Genomic DNA, 15,182 nt, shown 5'->3' on the forward strand with positions numbered 1-15,182 from the left:
TTGCCGCATGGGCGCTAATCACATTCATAAGGCGTGTTTCTGTCGGCCGGCCCAGGGCGCCAGCATAAAGCTGAACGCCAGGCCCAGGCTGACCGACAAGCCGAAATTGCTCACGGCCGGTGTACTGGAGACCGCCAGCAGGCCGAACGACAACCAGGTCGTCAGTGCCGCCAGCAGTGTTCCCAACAGGCTGACGGCAGGGCCGCCGATCTGCTCGCGCATCAAAATCGCATAGTCAACGCTGATGGCCGTGACCAGCAACAGGCCAAACAGACTGAACAGGGTCAGTGGCTGGCCCAGCCAACCGAGGCTGGCCAGGCTGCACAACGCGGCCAGCAGCGGCAGGGCGACGATACGCAAGGCGCCGCCAACGCCGAAGGGCGCAATCAGCAATAGCACGATCAGCACGCAAGACAGCAACTTCAATTCGGCAGCGCTGATCTGCGTGTCGGCAAACACCCGGTTCAAGTCACCCAGGCGATCCACCAACTGCACGCCGGGCAAGTCCAGCGCCTGCACCCGTAGCAACGCCGGGTTGTTCAAGCCTTGCAGGCTGACCATGGCCGCCACGCCGCCGTCCACCGGGCCGAGCCACAGCGTGCGCCAGGGCTCGGCCAGTGGGCCTTGCAGTGCGGCGTCGATGTCTGCGGTGGGCAGAGCCTGCAACTGCGCCACTTCGGCTTGCAGGGCAGTGAGGGGCACGCCGAGGTCCAGTAGCGGTTGCCAGTGTGGCGCCAGGTTGTTCAGCGCCTCGCGCAGCTGTTGTTGTTCGTCGGGGAGGCTGACCAGTTGATTGAGCGCCAGGTAGCCCTGGAGCTTGTCCATCTGCACCAATTGATCCAAGCGTTTGCCCAGGGCGGCCTGGCGTTCCAGCAACTGTTGCTGATTGCTCGCCCGCACCAGGAAAAACTGGCTGGTGGGCTGGAACCCGGTGATGCGCGCCACGGCCTGGGCTTCGTGCAGCAACTGCGGCGGCGCACCGATCCATTGGCGGATATCGTTTTTAGTGTTCAGTTGCCACAGGCCCGCCGCGCAGAACAGCAGCACCCACACCAGCAGCACCGAACTGGGCACGCGTTTGAGCAGGGCTGTGCGTAGCTGCCATAAGCTTTGGGCTACACGCAGCGGCCATTGCGCCGGGCGCAGTTCCACGCCCTTGAGCAGCGCGGGCAACAGGCACACGGCGCACAAATAGGCACCTACAAGGCCGGCGGCGGAGAACACCGCAATTTGGGTCAGCGCCGGGAACGGCGTCCAGGCCAGCGCCAGGTAACCGATAGCGCTGGTGGCCAGGCTCAGGCTCAGCCCCGGCAGGGTCAGGCGCAACGCCGGCCAACTGCGCCACGGCTGCAGGCTCCAGCTTTTGGACAGGTAATGCAGTGGGTAATCCACCGCCACGCCGATCAGGCTGGAACCCAGTACCAGGGTCATCACATGCATATGCCCAAACAGCGCCACACACGCCACCGCGCCAAACAGCATGCCCACTAGCACCGGCACGAACGCCAGCAACACCCGCCAGCGCCGGAACGCCAGCAACAGCAATAACAGAATGCCCAAGGTGGCGCCGCCGCCGACCCAGGTCATTTCCCGCGTGGCCTGCTGTTGCCCGTTGGCCGCATACAGCAAACCGCTGGCGGCGAGCAGTTGCGCGCCGTGTGCGCCGGCTTGCTCGCGGCTGGCTTTTAGCAAGTCTGCCACCTGCAGCGGCAGCTTCATGTCGAAGGCGTTGCCGGTGGTGCGCGCCCGCAGCAGCACCCAGCTCTTGCCGTCGGCATCGGCGATCAAGGCGCCGCTGCCGATGTCCATTTGCACCGCGCCGTGTTGCGGTTGGCTGTTCTGGATGCGCCCTGTCAGGCCGAGCCAATCGTCCTGGCTGGGCACCAGGCTGAAACCTGTGAAGGGGTCGAACAGCGATTGCACGCGTTGCTGGATGAACGCCTCAGGCTGTTGGGTCAGCTGTTCGCGGTCCTTGGACGAGAGCATCGACAAACGCCCACGCAGCAGTTGCTCGCGCAATGCTGGCAAGTCGGCTTGCAGATTCCACTGCACCTTTTCAAACAGGCCGCTGGCCTGCCAGCGCTCACCCAGTTGCTGCGCCACGGCCACCGCTTGCTGACGGTCGGCATGCCCCACCAGTACCAGCATTTCGCGGTTGAGCGGCTCTTGCATGCGTTGTTCGGCTTGCAGCTCCAGGGCGTCTGGCGTGCTGCCGGGCACCAGCTCCATCAGGTTGGCCGACAACGGCGCGCCATCACGCCACTGCCAGCCGGCCAGGGCCAGCACGGCCACCAGCAGGGTCAGGAACAGGCGCGGCAGTAGGCGCTCACTGGGCAAAGTCGTGTTGCTCCGCGTCGCTCAGGGGCTGGTCGGCCGTGCTGTCCTGCATGCGCAACAGCGTGCTGTCGCCTTGGGTTTCCAGCAATTCAATGCTGTGCACCAGCGCGCCGCCGTCGATATTGATCTGGGTGAACACTTGCTTGAGCAGCAGCGAACGCGGGGTCAGCGTCAGCTTCCACTGTTGGGCCTCGCCTTGCAGTTGCAGGTCGAAGTCGCGCTGCAGGCCACTGCTGTCGCCCTGCAGTACTGCCAGGAACAAACGATTTTGTTCGGCGCCGGCGCTCTTGTTTGGCAGTAGTTGCCAGCCATTGGCGTCGCGGCGGGCAATGCCTTGAGCTGTAATGCGGTAGTCCTGTTGCAGCGGGGTTTTCAACAGCCACAGCAGGCCGTGATCCTTGGCGAGCACGAAGGTGCCTTTGCTCACTAGCGGCTGGGGCAGGGCGCGCAGGTGTTTTTCCTGGGTGAAGTGGCCGTGGATCACGGAGGGTTTGGCAAGCTGATCGCTCAACTGCTGCAGGTCGAAGGCGTGGGCGCTGAAGCTCAGCAACAACGCAGCCACTGTAGGAGCGAGCTTGCTCGCGAAAAACCTGAGGGCCCCACGGGGTGTCAGGCGCCCCGCGTTATCGTTGGCGATCTTCGCGAGCAAGCTCGCTCCTACAGGGGGGCTCATTCCAGGGCTCTCTCTACGGCGTCGGTGAAGACTTTGGGCGAGGCCAGCTGCATCTCGCGGCTGGCGATTTGCACCGCGACTTGCACGGTGCTGGCGCGGGTCAAGCGCTCGCCGCTGGCCCGGTCGGTAATCAGGTAGTTCACCTTCAAGCGGTTCTCCCATTCCACCAGGCTGGCGCGCACGTTGATCGTTTGACCGAAGGTCGCGCCGCGCACATAGCGTAGCTGCATGTCGATCACCGGCCACGCGTAGCCGGCTTCGAGCATCGCCGTGTAGTTATGGCCGATCTTGTCGAGCAACGCACAGCGCGCCACTTCCAGGTACTTCACGTAATGCCCGTGCCACACCACGTTCATGGTGTCGATGTCGAAAAACGGCACGAGGATTTCAGTGTCGCTGTGCAACACGCCCGGGCTACGCATGCAGCCTCCAGTGTTGCGCGGCGATGCGTTGTAGGCACAGGCGCAGTTCGCCTTCCAGGGCGCGGTCTTCGATGACCGGCGCAAAGTCTTGGGCCAGCTCTGCATGCATCGCGGCCAGCGCCGGCGGCAGTGGCCGGGCATCCCCGGCCTGGGCGCGCAGCCACACGCCCTGGTTGGCGGCGAGCAGGGTCGCGGCGGCGACCTGTTCGGTCAACTCCAGCACGCGGATCGCATCGCGGGCAGCGATGGTGCCCATGCTCACCTTGTCCTGGTTGTGGCACTCGGTAGAGCGTGAGAACACGCTGGCCGGCATGGTGTTTTTCAGTGCTTCGGCGGTCCAGGCGCTGGTGCCGATCTGCACGGCCTTGAAGCCATGGTTGATCATTGCACGATCAGCCGGGGCGCCCGACAGGTTGCTCGGCAGGCCATGGTTGTAGCGCACATCCACCAACAGTGCGAGCTGGCGGTCGAGCAGGTCGGCAACGTTGGCGACCAGGGTCTTGAGGCTGTCCATGGCGAAGGCGATATGCCCGCCGTAGAAGTGCCCGCCATGCAGCACACGTTCTTCTTCGGCATCGATGATCGGGTTGTCGTTGGCGCTGTTCAGTTCGATCTCGATGAACGAGCGCAGCCAGTTCAGGCTGTCCGCCAATACGCCGAGCACGTGGGGCGCGCAGCGCAGCGAATAACGGTCTTGCAGGCGATGCAGGGGGGCGGTGGGCGCGTCGATGGCCAGGTCTTTGCGCAGCCACGCGGCGACTTGCATCTGCCCAGGGTGTGGTTTGGCGGCGAACAGGCGCTCGTCGAAGTGTTCCGGGTTGCCTTGCAGGGCCACCACATTGAGCGCGGTGATGCGCGTGGCCAGTTGCAACAGGTAGTCGGCGCGGGCAAAGGCCAGGCAGGCCAGGCCAGTCATCACGGCGGTGCCGTTCATCAGTGCCAGGGCTTCCTTGGGCCGCAGTACCAGCGGCTCCCAGCCCAGTTCACGGTGTACGTCGGCTGCCGGGCGGCGTTCGCCGCGGAACAGCACTTCACGTTCGCCAGACAAGGTCGCGGCCACGTAGGACAGCGGCGTCAGATCACCGCTGGCGCCCACCGAGCCTTCTTCCGGGATCAGTGGCAATACATCGTTTTCGAGGAAGGCATGCAGGCGTTCCAGCAGCTCCACGCGAACACCCGACACGCCATGGCACAGCGACTGCAAACGCGCCGCCAACACGGCGCGGGTGGCTTGGGCGTCGAGCAACTTGCCCAGGCCGCAACCGTGAAAAGTGTACAGGTGACGCGGCAACGCTTCGACGTGCTCCAGCGGCACTGCCACCACACAGGAGTCGCCGTAGCCGGTGGTCACGCCGTAGATCACGCCTTCCTTGTCCAGCAGCGAGTCGAGGAACTGCGCGCCCTTGGCGATGCGCTGGCGGTACGCGGCATCGTCCTGCAGACGAGTGGGCACCTGGCGGTTGGCCAGGGCCAGCACGTCTTCGATGCGCAGGGGGCGTTCACCAAAGGTGATGGGCTCAAGAGGCGTGGTCATCGGTCTTCCAGAAAGGGTAAAAGTTGAACCATTGTTGGGGCGCTTGCAGGCAGAACTGGCCCAGGCGTGCGGCGTAGCGGGCGGTCCACAGGGCGATAACCTGCTCGCGGGTGCTGCGCTTCCATTCGATCAAATCGGCAAAGGGCTCGATGGTCAGGCGATAGCGACCCTGGTGCTTGAGGCACATCAGCAGATTGACCGGGCACTTGAGTAAGCCCGCCAGCAGCCATGGGCCTTGGGGGAATGCCGCCGTATGGCCGAGGAAGTCCACGCGCACCGTGCGCCCGCCGTGCAGCGGGATACGGTCGCCGGCAATCGCCAGCCACTCGCCATCGTCCAGGCGCTGGCTGAGCAGCAGCATGGTGGCCGGGTCCAGTTCGCTGACCTGGATCAGGCGTAAATGGGTCGCGCCAGCCTCGCCCAGCAGGCGGTTGAAACGCTCGGCGTGCTTGGTGTGCACCAGTACATTCATGGTGACCTGCTCACCGATCTCCGCCAGGGCGCGGCACACTTCCAGGTTGCCCAGGTGTGCGCCCACCAGCATTTGCCCCCGCTCGCCACGCAGTTGGCTGCGCAACTGCGCCGGGTCATTGATCTCGATTTGCTCCAGGCGCAGCTTGCCGTTCCACACGTCGAGCTTGTCCAGCAGCGAATCGGCAAAAGCCATGAACTGGGCAAAGACGGTGCGGTGGCTCGGCAGCAGGTCGTCGCGCCCGCTCCACTGCGCCAGGCGCTGCTGGTATTGCCAGGCGCTGTGGCGTGCGGTGCGGCCGAACAGGAAGAAGTAAAACACGATGCTGTAGAGCAACGGGCTCAACAGGCGACGGCCGAGGACTTTTACCGCGACCGCGGTGAACTTCATCAGCCAGAAGCTGCCGCGTTCTTCGCGGTCGGCCCAGTGCTTGGTGCTGTCGTTCATGCTTGCCACCGTCGCCACAGGATCATCGGCGCGCGCACGAGCATGCCGAAGAACAACCGCGTGTGCATGGCGCTGATGCGCAGGTTGTCGCGCAACAAGCGAAAGTGCGACAGGCCGTCGGCGGGGTAGTGCACCTGGGTGGGCAGCCAGCGCATGGGCTGGTTGCGCCAGGCCAGGCGCACCAGGATGTCCGAGTCGAAATCCATGTGCGTGCCGATGTAGGCCGAGTCCATCAGCGCCAGGGTCGGCGCCAGCGGGTACACGCGAAAGCCGCACATCGAGTCGCGAATCTCAAGCGACAGGGTGTTGATCCACACCCAAACGTGGGTCAGGTAACGTGCGTACAGGCGACCCTTGGGCACGCTGTCGTCGTATTCGGGGTAGCCGCAGATGACGGCGTCGGGGTGCTGGCGTGAGGTGTGGATAAAGGTCTCGACTTCGCGCAGGTCGTGCTGGCCATCGGCGTCCACTTGCAGGGCGTGGGTGTAGCCCAGGCGCGCTGCCTCGCGGAAACCGGCCATCACGGCGCCGCCCTTGCCCTGGTTGCTGGGCAGGGTCAGCAGGGTGACGTTGTCCAGCGTCGCCAGGTGCGCCAGCACGGCTGCGCAGGCGGCGCTGCTGCCATCGTCCACCAAGAGGCAGGGCAGGCCGCTTTTCAGCACACTGTGGACCACGGCTGGCACGGCGGCTTCGTGGTTGTACACCGGGATTAAAGCGCAGGGGTTATGCATGATGGGGGGCACCCGATACACCGGGCCGCCTGCATCGCAGGCAAGCCAGCTCCCACATTGGACTTGCTGTGCTCATAAGATTGTTGGCCGACACCGATCCAGTGTGGGAGCGGGCTTGCCCGCGATTGAGCACGAAGTGCTCACCCGGCTTATGCATGCGCGGCCTCCAGCACTATCCGCCCGCTTGAGCAGGCAGCAACCCCATTGCGATAGGCGAAGTACAGCTTGCTACGCTCCCGATCAAAGCGCAGGTGCAGTTCGATGTGATCGCCCGGGCGCACCAGTTGCTGGAACTTGAGCACTTCCATGCCGGCGAACCGGGTTGGCAGGTCGAGCAATTGCTGGCCCAGGTTGAACGCCCATTCCACCTGCACCACCCCTGGCAGTACCGGGGTGACCGGGAAGTGCCCGCTGAAATAGGCCAGGTCCGGTGGGATGCTCAGTTGCAAGGTCCATTCACCTTCGGTTTCGACTTGCGCCAACACCTCAGGCCCTTTCGGGCGAGGCGCCAGCAACAAGGCTTCGATATCGGCCTGGGGCAGCTTGCCCTGGCTGTTCAGCGGCAATTGGCGCAGCACACGCCAGCGGCGCGGCAAGGCCAGGGCCTCGCAATGTTGGCTCAAGTGCTGGCGCAAGGTTTGGGTGAGCGTGCGGCGGCCCTGGTTGCGCAGGGCATGCAAGCCATCGCTGCTGAGCACCACCAGCGCGCCGAGGGAGGCGCGGTTTTCCTGCACCACGCCCAAGCGGGTTTCGGCGACCCACGGGTGGGTCATCAACGCCTGTTCGAGCATCGGCAGGGAGATGCGTTTCTCTTCCAGCTTGACGATACGGTCCAGGCGGCCCAGCAACTCAAAACAGCCATCGGCATGGATGCGTGCAGCGTCGGCAGTCTGTTCGATGTGCCCTTCGGGCAGGTATTTTGATGCGATACGCAGAGCGCCGTCGGCATCCTGGCTCAGTTGTACATCGGCAAACGGCTGCCAGGGTTGCGCACCCTGGCGCCAGGCGATGCCGCCGGTTTCCGAGCTGCCGAGGATTTCCGTCGGCCATTGCTGTAAACGGTCGTAGAGGCTGCCGGCAGCTTCAATCGGCAATGCACCGCCGGAGGAAAACACTCGCGCAACCTGGCTCAGTGCCGGCCAGTCGAGGTTGTCGCCCATGCGCTTGAGCAACGCCGGGCTGGCCACCCAGGCAAATTGCCGGTGCTCTCGGCTGGCGCGCTGCATGTCTTCGGGGAACGCCAGTTGTTTGCGCACAAAGGTGCGACCTGCGCACAGCGGCCACAGCACGCGAAACAGCAAGCCGTAGATATGCTGGGTGGCGACACTGCCGATGATGCAGGCGTCCTTGAGGTCTTTGCCCCACAGGGCCTCCAGCGCCTCTACTTCATTGGCCAGCTGGCGCAGGGACTTGTCGATGCGCTTGGGCTCGCCGCTGGAGCCGGAGGTGCACAGGCTCAGTTGGCAGCTGTCCAAGTCGAGGGCGGCGGCGCTCAAGGGCGCTTGATACAGCGCGTCCAGGTCGCTGGCGTCCACCAGCCAGGCATCCACGGCAGCGGCCCAGCGTTGGCGGGTCTGGGGTTGCAGGTCGGCGGGCAGCAGCACGCTCGCACCGGCCCGCCAGGCGGCCAGCAGCGCAATCGCCAGCAGCCCGGCGTCTTCCAGGTGCACGGCCAGGCGCCGGATGCCCTGGGCCTGCAAGCCTGCGGCGAGGCTCAAGGAGCGCTCGCACAGTTGCGCGTGATTCATGGCGGGCTCGGTAGTCACCCCACGATCCCGCAGTGGCTCAAGCAGCAAATGCTCAAGTTTCAACCCTTTCATACGCGGCCTCGAACCCTTTGTCGTACCAGCCATTCCACGGCAAACAACAGCCCCATCAACCCGTAGGCGATCAGGCCGTTGTACAACGTCCACCAGCTCAGCGGCGCCCACAGGGTGAGCGCGGCGGCGAGCAGGCCATTACAGAGAAAAAACACACTCCACACCAGGGTGACCCGGCGGGTATACACCACCGCGTGGGGCGGCAGGTGCGGGTCGGTCATGCGCGCCAGGCGCTCGACCATCGGCGGGCCGTACTTCAGGCTCAGGCCGAACAGCGCCAGCATGAACGCGCTGACAAGGCTCGGGTACCAGCGCAGCCACTGCGGGTTATCGAACCAGGCCAGCGCCAGGCAAAACACGATCACCACCACCGCCATCCACCGGCTGCCCGGGCGCTGCGCAGCGGTGAGCGCGCGCAGCAGCCACAGGCTGCCCAGCAATAAGCCGAACTGCCAGGGTGCAAAGTGCTCGGTGCCGTAATACACCGCGAAGGGGTACAGCAGCCCCGCCAATAACAGGCCAAGGCCGATCAGCCGGCTCATGCGGCGGGCTGGACCAGACGGTACACCGCCTCTACCACGTCGTTCACCGTGCGTACCGCCTTGAATTCTTCGGCGGCAATTTTCTTGCCGGTCTGACGCTTGATGTGGTCGATCAGGTCCACGGCGTCGATGCTGTCGATTTCCAGGTCCTGGTACAGGTTGGCGTCCAAGGTGACGCGTTCCGGGGGCAGTTCAAACAGTTCCACCAAGGCGTCGCGCAGGGTGTTGAAAATATCGTCACGAGTTTGCATGGTACGGTCTCAAGCTGCCTGTCGGGCCGTGACGAACGCCGCAAGGCTGGCCACGTTGGTGAAGTGATTGCGGGTGTCCTTGGCGTCGGCATCGATTTTGATGCCGTATTTTTTCTGGATCGCCAGGCCCAATTCCAGGGCGTCGACGGAATCCAGGCCCAGGCCTTCGCCAAACAGCGTCTGGTCGCTGCCAATGTCGTCGACGCTGATGTCTTCCAGGCCCAGGGCCTCGATGATCAGCAGCTTTATGTCGTGCTCAAGGCGGTGTTGGTCGCTCATCTTCGGCGAGCTCCTTAATGAAATAGTGATGCAGGTGATCGTTGAGCTTGCGTGAAGCCTGGGGCGCGGGCCCGACTGCGGCAAACGCTTGTGGCTCTATATCGGCGCCCACGCGCAAACTGAAGTGAAATCGACGGTGGGGGATGCGATACCAGGGTTCGGCCTTGGTCAGGGTGGTGGGGCTGACCTTGATCACCACTGGCGTGATGATTGTCGCACCGCGCAGCGCAATGGCCGCGCCGCCGCGATGAAAGGCCGGCGCCGCGCCGGGCGTGGTGCGGGTGCCTTCGGGAAAGATGATCAGCGTCTGGCCGGCGCGCAGGGCGTCGGCTGCGGCATCGAGCATGTCGGCGCTGCCGTCGTTGCTGATGTAGCCGGCATCGCGCACCGGGCTGCGGGTGAACGGGTTTTGGAACAGACTCTGCTTGACCACGCAGTTGGTCTGGCGCATCAGGCCGATCAGGAACACCACGTCGATCAGCGACGGATGGTTGGCGACGATCATCTGGCCAGGGCGGCCAAGCTTTTCGGCACCCTCGACGCTGTACGTGAGAATGCCCAGGCCCTTCATCAAGCGAATAAAAAACCAGAACAGGCAACTGATGGTGTGGCGTGCACGCCGTTGGTGCTGGCTGGCGTCGCCCGGCAGGCAACTGAGCAGTGGAAACACCAGCAAGCGCAGGCACAGCCCGCCGATGCCAAACAGGCAAAAGCTGAGGGCCGTGGCGAACAGGCGCCAGTAATAGGCCTGCCGTGGCTTGTGGGTCAGGGCTTGCGTTGCCAGTTCCATACTCGGTTCTTCCAGGCATGTTGGCAGGCGCCCTGATCGGTCAGCAGGGTGCGCAGCAGGTTCAGGGCGTGGGGCCACTGGGTTTGAGTGAGTTGGACAGTGCCGGTGGTGAGTTCCAGTTGCCACTCGTCGCCCGGCGTGAGCAACAGGCCGAGGGCGTAGGGGAAGGGTACATCCGTGATCCAGCTGGCATAGGCTTGGGGCGGTTGTTCTTCGGTGATCACCAGCAACACGGCGGGTGCGCCTTCGTTGAGCAACGCGGCGGCTTCGAGCAGGCCGTGTTCGAGGCCATCGCCGGCGGCGGCGAGGGCGGTCATCTCGCTGGTTTCATTACGCAGGATCGACCACAGGCCGATCACCGCGTTATGCACCGACAGGCTGAACTGAGTGGGCGACAGCGGCTGCTCGTTGGCCAGGTCGCTGAGGATGTCCAGGGTGCGCGGGGTTTCGCCGTGGCGGGAAATGAACACCAGCGGCAGGTCTTCAAGGCCCTCGGCCAGCGGCCAGCCGACGCTGAACGCCATGCGCGCCAGCCGGCTCAAGCGGCGGCGCTGCATAGCTGGCAAAAATGACACATCGGGGGACGCTTCGCTGGCAGGCAGCAACACCGGGTCCCGGCACCAGGCGTGCCAGTCGTCCGCACTCTCAAGGCCAGGAGCCCAGGCGCGCCATTGGGCGATGTTGAAGTTGATCACTGAGAAGTTATCCCGCCCCTGCGGGCTTCCATGTGCGGCCAATGGCCCCGGATTCCGGGACAGGGAGCAATGGCCGAATGGCGCGCATTATCCCGGTGCCGTGGAGTTCTAGCAAATAGTGGTGAAAATTTGTTCACTATTGATCACAAATTAAGTTGGAAGAACTTACAGATTCTTGGTCATGGCTGATCGAGTGTGGAATAGGCGCACTCCTATTTGTTTGTTAGCCAGATGCGGAGCCCTGATGAACGAGGTAGCTAATGGGCGCTTTTGCGCTCTACACTCGGGCATTCATTGATACACGGAGGTTTTTCCATGCGGCGCGTGGTGTTCAATCAAAAAGGCGGTGTGGGCAAGTCCAGCATCGCCTGCAACCTGGCGGCGGTCAGCGCCAGCGAAGGTTATCGAACCCTGTTGGTGGACCTCGATGCACAGGCCAACTCCACTCAGTACCTCACCGGGCTGACGGGTGACGACATCCCCATGGGGATCGCGGATTTTTTCAAGCAAACCCTGTCTACGGGGCCGTTTTCGAAGAAGAACAGGGTGGATATCTACGAAACACCCTTCGACAACCTGCATGTGATCACCGCCACCCCGGAACTGGCTGACCTGCAGCCCAAGCTTGAGGCCAAGCACAAGATCAACAAGCTGCGAAAGCTGCTGGATGAGTTGAGCGAGGATTACGACCGGATTTACCTGGATACGCCGCCAGCGCTGAATTTTTATGCGGTTTCGGCGCTGATTGCCGCTGATCGTGTGCTTATTCCATTCGATTGCGACAGCTTTTCGCGCCAGGCGTTGTATGGCCTGCTAGCAGAGATCGAAGAACTGAAGGACGACCATAACGAAGGCCTGGAAGTGGAAGGCATTGTGGTCAACCAATTTCAGGCTCGTGCGAGTTTGCCGCAGCAGATTCTCGATGAGTTGATTGCCGAAGGGTTGCCTGTATTGCCGGTGTACCTGGCCAGCTCGGTGCGTATGCGTGAGTCGCACCAGGAGAGTAAGCCGCTGATTCATCTGGATCCGCGGCATAAGCTGACGCAGCAGTTTGTGGAGCTGCATAACTTGCTGGAAAACGCCTGACCCCACAGGCAACATCGAACACTGTGGGAGCCGGGCTTGCCCGCGATGAAGGCGGCACATTGAGTCAATGTGTCGCCTGGAACACCGTTATCGCAGGCAAGCCAGCTCCCACAGTTTGGATTGCATTTCGGCAGGTGAGTTGGATTTGTCCCACAGGGTCTGTAGGAAGGGTCTGGCAATTGGGCTTGTGCCTTGTAACCTTGCCTACAGCTACGCCAGAATCCGCCGGCTTGTGCGTCTGGATGGGCGTCTCTAAGGTTTGCCGGTCGCTGAATGTTCAGTGATCGGGTTTAGTAGCCCGTGGTGAGATGTACGGCATATCGTCGATCAGGATCTTCCTGAATTCTATGGTGGCTGTACGGAGGGCGTTTTCGAGCGCGCCGGTTGCGTCTCCCCGGTCTACTAACCTGCGTACAGCTGCCACCCTCCGTTTAGTAGCGGGCTGGTTGCGGCTTCCCAACCCGGAGACGATCCATGGCTAACCTCTATACCGTGTCACCCAACCTCCCCACCGAAACCCTCGTACTCAACAGCTACGAAACCTTCTCCTCGGTGCGCACCTTGCTGCTCAACCTGTCCAACGACCTCACCGGCGAACACCGCGACGTAGCGCTGGCCATCCACCAGTTAAGCGAACTGGGCGTCATGCTGGTCAGCCAGATGATGGACCGCGAAGCCCCGCTGACCTAACGCATGAAATGCATCTAATGTGGGAGCTGGCCTTGCCTGCGATGGCATCACCTCGGTATACCAGGCAGACCGAGTCGCCTGCATCGCAGGCAAGCCAGCTCCCACATTGACCGAGTTGATGGGGGGATGTTTACACCCCCTGGCTACGCAACCAACTCATCAACTGCGGCAACGGAAACGCCCCACTCTGGCGCGCCACTTCGCGGCCGTTCTTGAACAGAATCAAACTGGGAATCGAACGAATCCCCAACTGCGCCGACAGCTGCTGGTTAGCTTCACTGTCCAGCTTCGCCAGCCGGCACTTGCCTTCCAACTGCCCGGCGGCCTGTTCGAATACCGGCGCAAACGACTTGCACGGCCCGCACCAGTCGGCCCACACATCGACCAAAAGCGGCAGGTCGCCCTTGATCTGGCTGGCATAGTCACCCTGTTTCAAATCAAAGGGTTTGCTCAGCAACACCGACTGCTTGCAACGCCCACACTTGGGCGCGTCACCCAGGCGTTCGCCGGGGATGCGGTTGAGGCCGTTGCAATGTGGGCAGGGGATTACAAGAGGTGCGGACATCGGAGACTCCTGGGTTTGGCCAGTTGGGTATTTGGTGTCGAGACAGAGGTTTATCAAGGATATAGATACTTATCCGCTCACATTTTCGTTCTCGCCAGCGTGAGCGGTGTGGCTAGGCTTTTTGTTGTGCGCCACCGGTCTGTTTGCGGCTATAGCAAATTGCGATAGCTCGAATTCAGGTTTAACCTCCATAGCAAGATGCGATAAGGACGTTGCATGCGAGTCATCAGTGAAAGCAGGATCTGGGAAGCAAAAGGAAAATGGCCGCGCTCTGCAACGGCTCTGGATCAGTGGTATCGCGTGATCAAGCGCAACGCCCCCAAGGACTTTGCCGCAATGAAAGCCATGTTTCCCGCCACCGACAAGGTAGGTGAATTTCATGTATTTGATATTGGCGGTAACAAGCTGAGGTTGATTGCGTCGGTGCAGTATCGAATGCAGCGCGTTTACATCAAACACCTGCTTGACCACCGTGATTATGAGAAAAACAAATGGAAGGAAAAAATCAGATGAGCGCACTTATGCGAGTGGCGGCAGAGCACTGGCAGTTCGTTTCGCCTGTGCTGCGCAAGCCGGAAAACGACGCAGACTACGACGCACTGGTGTGCGGCTTGGACGAGCTATTGAGTCTGGTGGGTGAAGACGAGGACAGCCCACTGATGAGCCTGGTCGACATTCTGAGCGACTGGATCGAAGCTTATGATCGTGAGCATCGCCCAATGCCAGTCGCCAGCGGGGTCGATGTGCTGCGCTACATGATGCGTGAGCACAACCTCACCCAGAGCGACCTCCCGGGCGTTGGGGCGCAATCAGTCGTCTCAGAGATATTGAGCGGAAAGCGCCAGCTCAACGTGCGCCAGATTCGTTGGCTGGCCGAGCGTTTCGGGGTGTCGGTGGAGACCTTTATCTAAGGGGTCACGACGAACAACTAATCTCCAAATGCTTGCCCCAATCCGGCGGCCGCTGCGCGTACTGCTCCATCCCCGCCTGTTCCTCAAACGGTTTGGACAGCACCTCGTGCAGCCGCCGAATTTCGCTGTAGTCCCCAGCCTCGGCGGCAGCAATGGCGTTTTGGGCCAGATAGTTGCGCAGGATGTACAGCGGGTTCACCGCATGCATCCGCTCACGGCGCTGTTCCTGGGTGTAATCCCCATCCCGTGCAACACGGGCCTTGTACCGCTCGGCCCAGGCATCAAACCCGGCCATGTCGACAAAGTCATCACGCAACCGCGCCACGGCTAACGTCGCCGATTCGTCGCCCAGGCGGCGGAAGAACAGCGTGTAGTCCACACCGCTGTTTTGCATCAGCTTGAGCAAACCCTCCACCAGCGTCTGGTCGTCTTCTTCGGCGGTGGTTAGCCCCAGCCGGCGGCGCATCAGGTCCAGGTAGTGCGCTTGATACAGCGGCAGGTACAGGCCGAGGGCTTCTTTCAGTGCGTCAACGCTGATGAACGGCGTGAGCGCCTGGGCCAAGGCACTGAGGTTCCACTGCCCGATCGGCACCTGGTTGCTGAAGGAGTAGCGCCCTTCATGGTCGGAATGGTTGCAGATGAAGTGCGCGTCAAAATCATCCAGAAACGCGAAGGGCCCGAAGTCGAAGGTAATGCCCAGGATCGACATGTTGTCGGTGTTCATCACGCCGTGGCAAAAACCATAAGCCTGCCATTTGGCGATCATTTCGGCGTTGCGCTCGACGATTTCACGGAACATCGCCAGGTAAGGTTCGGGCTGCTCGCGGCACTCGGGGTAATGCAGGTTCAGCACGTGTTCGGCCAGTTCGGCCTGCTGCTCGGGTTTCTTGGTGTAGTAGAAGTATTCGAAGTGCCCGAAGCGGATGTGGCTGTGGGC

The 15,182-nt window shown here is 62.3% G+C and carries 18 protein-coding genes; 4 read left to right on the forward strand and 14 right to left on the reverse strand.

What is annotated here, in order from left to right:
• Window positions 1-24: 24 nt before the first annotated feature.
• The 12 genes from GIW04_RS04140 to GIW04_RS04195 form a co-directional block, all read right to left on the reverse strand.
• Window positions 25-2,337 (reverse strand): MMPL family transporter, encoded by a 2,313-nt coding sequence (locus GIW04_RS04140; RefSeq protein ID WP_120247914.1) that lies wholly within the window; start codon window positions 2,335-2,337, stop codon window positions 25-27.
• Window positions 2,327-3,010, reverse strand: coding sequence for an outer membrane lipoprotein carrier protein LolA (locus GIW04_RS04145; RefSeq protein WP_120247915.1), 684 nt, complete (start codon window positions 3,008-3,010; stop codon window positions 2,327-2,329). Before GIW04_RS04145 ends, GIW04_RS04140 begins: the two co-directional genes overlap by 11 nt.
• Window positions 3,007-3,432, reverse strand: coding sequence for an acyl-CoA thioesterase (locus tag GIW04_RS04150; RefSeq protein ID WP_120247916.1), 426 nt, complete (start codon window positions 3,430-3,432; stop codon window positions 3,007-3,009). Before GIW04_RS04150 ends, GIW04_RS04145 begins: the two co-directional genes overlap by 4 nt.
• Complete coding sequence (locus GIW04_RS04155; protein WP_057709590.1) at window positions 3,425-4,966, reverse strand: HAL/PAL/TAL family ammonia-lyase; 1,542 nt, start codon at window positions 4,964-4,966, stop codon at window positions 3,425-3,427. Before GIW04_RS04155 ends, GIW04_RS04150 begins: the two co-directional genes overlap by 8 nt.
• Window positions 4,950-5,885 carry an LpxL/LpxP family acyltransferase gene (locus GIW04_RS04160; RefSeq protein ID WP_003187943.1) on the reverse strand — a complete coding sequence of 312 codons (936 nt, stop codon included), beginning with the start codon at window positions 5,883-5,885 and terminating at the stop codon, window positions 4,950-4,952. Before GIW04_RS04160 ends, GIW04_RS04155 begins: the two co-directional genes overlap by 17 nt.
• Complete coding sequence (locus GIW04_RS04165; RefSeq protein WP_019818323.1) at window positions 5,882-6,616, reverse strand: glycosyltransferase family 2 protein; 735 nt, start codon at window positions 6,614-6,616, stop codon at window positions 5,882-5,884. The genes GIW04_RS04160 and GIW04_RS04165 overlap by 4 nt, the downstream gene beginning before the upstream one ends.
• 149 nt (window positions 6,617-6,765) lie before the next feature.
• Window positions 6,766-8,436, reverse strand: coding sequence for an acyl-CoA synthetase family protein (locus tag GIW04_RS04170; protein WP_120247917.1), 1,671 nt, complete (start codon window positions 8,434-8,436; stop codon window positions 6,766-6,768).
• Window positions 8,433-8,978, reverse strand: a complete 546-nt coding sequence (locus GIW04_RS04175; RefSeq protein ID WP_034134724.1) for a membrane protein — start codon at window positions 8,976-8,978, stop codon at window positions 8,433-8,435. Before GIW04_RS04175 ends, GIW04_RS04170 begins: the two co-directional genes overlap by 4 nt.
• Entirely contained in the window at window positions 8,975-9,229 is a 255-nt protein-coding gene (locus GIW04_RS04180) for an acyl carrier protein (RefSeq protein ID WP_003187949.1), read from the reverse strand. The genes GIW04_RS04175 and GIW04_RS04180 overlap by 4 nt, the downstream gene beginning before the upstream one ends.
• A 9-nt stretch (window positions 9,230-9,238) precedes the next feature.
• Complete coding sequence (locus GIW04_RS04185) at window positions 9,239-9,508, reverse strand: phosphopantetheine-binding protein (RefSeq protein ID WP_120247918.1); 270 nt, start codon at window positions 9,506-9,508, stop codon at window positions 9,239-9,241.
• Window positions 9,486-10,298 (reverse strand): lysophospholipid acyltransferase family protein, encoded by an 813-nt coding sequence (locus tag GIW04_RS04190; protein WP_003187953.1) that lies wholly within the window; start codon window positions 10,296-10,298, stop codon window positions 9,486-9,488. The genes GIW04_RS04185 and GIW04_RS04190 overlap by 23 nt, the downstream gene beginning before the upstream one ends.
• Window positions 10,274-10,993 (reverse strand): beta-ketoacyl synthase chain length factor, encoded by a 720-nt coding sequence (locus GIW04_RS04195; protein WP_003187954.1) that lies wholly within the window; start codon window positions 10,991-10,993, stop codon window positions 10,274-10,276. Before GIW04_RS04195 ends, GIW04_RS04190 begins: the two co-directional genes overlap by 25 nt.
• A gap of 315 nt (window positions 10,994-11,308) precedes the next feature.
• Between GIW04_RS04195 and GIW04_RS04200 the strand changes: the two genes are divergently transcribed.
• Together GIW04_RS04200 and GIW04_RS04205 are read left to right on the forward strand one after the other, a co-directional pair.
• Entirely contained in the window at window positions 11,309-12,079 is a 771-nt protein-coding gene (locus GIW04_RS04200; RefSeq protein WP_003187956.1) for a ParA family protein, read from the forward strand.
• A gap of 474 nt (window positions 12,080-12,553) precedes the next feature.
• The gene (locus GIW04_RS04205) at window positions 12,554-12,769 is read left to right on the forward strand and encodes a DUF6124 family protein (RefSeq protein ID WP_047712416.1); all 216 of its coding nucleotides are present in this window, start codon (window positions 12,554-12,556) and stop codon (window positions 12,767-12,769) included.
• A 130-nt stretch (window positions 12,770-12,899) separates the two neighbouring features.
• Here the strand turns inward: GIW04_RS04205 and trxC are convergent, their stop codons facing one another.
• Window positions 12,900-13,334: a thioredoxin TrxC gene (gene trxC, locus GIW04_RS04210; protein ID WP_120247920.1), complete on the reverse strand. Its 435-nt coding sequence runs from the start codon at window positions 13,332-13,334 to the stop codon at window positions 12,900-12,902.
• Window positions 13,335-13,550: 216 nt separating this feature from the next.
• Between trxC and GIW04_RS04215 the strand changes: the two genes are divergently transcribed.
• Together GIW04_RS04215 and GIW04_RS04220 are read left to right on the forward strand one after the other, a co-directional pair.
• Entirely contained in the window at window positions 13,551-13,847 is a 297-nt protein-coding gene (locus GIW04_RS04215; protein ID WP_003187960.1) for a type II toxin-antitoxin system HigB family toxin, read from the forward strand.
• Window positions 13,844-14,245, forward strand: a complete 402-nt coding sequence (locus GIW04_RS04220; RefSeq protein ID WP_003187963.1) for a helix-turn-helix domain-containing protein — start codon at window positions 13,844-13,846, stop codon at window positions 14,243-14,245. The genes GIW04_RS04215 and GIW04_RS04220 overlap by 4 nt, the downstream gene beginning before the upstream one ends.
• Window positions 14,246-14,249: 4 nt before the next feature.
• On the opposite strand, the gene GIW04_RS04225 is transcribed toward GIW04_RS04220, so the two are convergent.
• Window positions 14,250-15,182: protein adenylyltransferase SelO family protein (locus tag GIW04_RS04225; RefSeq protein ID WP_236478933.1), on the reverse strand; the 933-nt coding region annotated here is incomplete at its 5' end.

The sequence above is a fragment of the Pseudomonas sp. PA-4-8C genome, assembly GCF_021606625.1.
Lineage (GTDB): Bacteria > Pseudomonadota > Gammaproteobacteria > Pseudomonadales > Pseudomonadaceae > Aquipseudomonas > Aquipseudomonas lactis.

Excerpts from the sequence above, each read along its gene's own strand:
- GIW04_RS04215 (WP_003187960.1), top strand. The coding sequence starts at position 13,551 with ATGCGAGTCATCAGTGAAAGCAGGATCTGGGAAGCAAAAGGAAAATGG.
- trxC (WP_120247920.1), bottom strand. The coding sequence starts at position 13,334 with ATGTCCGCACCTCTTGTAATCCCCTGCCCACATTGCAACGGCCTCAAC.
- GIW04_RS04165 (WP_019818323.1), bottom strand. The coding sequence starts at position 6,616 with ATGCATAACCCCTGCGCTTTAATCCCGGTGTACAACCACGAAGCCGCC.
- GIW04_RS04180 (WP_003187949.1), bottom strand. The coding sequence starts at position 9,229 with ATGCAAACTCGTGACGATATTTTCAACACCCTGCGCGACGCCTTGGTG.
- GIW04_RS04185 (WP_120247918.1), bottom strand. The coding sequence starts at position 9,508 with ATGAGCGACCAACACCGCCTTGAGCACGACATAAAGCTGCTGATCATC.
- GIW04_RS04170 (WP_120247917.1), bottom strand. The coding sequence starts at position 8,436 with ATGAAAGGGTTGAAACTTGAGCATTTGCTGCTTGAGCCACTGCGGGAT.
- GIW04_RS04145 (WP_120247915.1), bottom strand. The coding sequence starts at position 3,010 with ATGAGCCCCCCTGTAGGAGCGAGCTTGCTCGCGAAGATCGCCAACGAT.
- GIW04_RS04160 (WP_003187943.1), bottom strand. The coding sequence starts at position 5,885 with ATGAACGACAGCACCAAGCACTGGGCCGACCGCGAAGAACGCGGCAGC.
- GIW04_RS04190 (WP_003187953.1), bottom strand. The coding sequence starts at position 10,298 with ATGGAACTGGCAACGCAAGCCCTGACCCACAAGCCACGGCAGGCCTAT.
- GIW04_RS04205 (WP_047712416.1), top strand. The coding sequence starts at position 12,554 with ATGGCTAACCTCTATACCGTGTCACCCAACCTCCCCACCGAAACCCTC.
- GIW04_RS04150 (WP_120247916.1), bottom strand. The coding sequence starts at position 3,432 with ATGCGTAGCCCGGGCGTGTTGCACAGCGACACTGAAATCCTCGTGCCG.
- GIW04_RS04220 (WP_003187963.1), top strand. The coding sequence starts at position 13,844 with ATGAGCGCACTTATGCGAGTGGCGGCAGAGCACTGGCAGTTCGTTTCG.
- GIW04_RS04175 (WP_034134724.1), bottom strand. The coding sequence starts at position 8,978 with ATGAGCCGGCTGATCGGCCTTGGCCTGTTATTGGCGGGGCTGCTGTAC.
- GIW04_RS04155 (WP_057709590.1), bottom strand. The coding sequence starts at position 4,966 with ATGACCACGCCTCTTGAGCCCATCACCTTTGGTGAACGCCCCCTGCGC.
- GIW04_RS04200 (WP_003187956.1), top strand. The coding sequence starts at position 11,309 with ATGCGGCGCGTGGTGTTCAATCAAAAAGGCGGTGTGGGCAAGTCCAGC.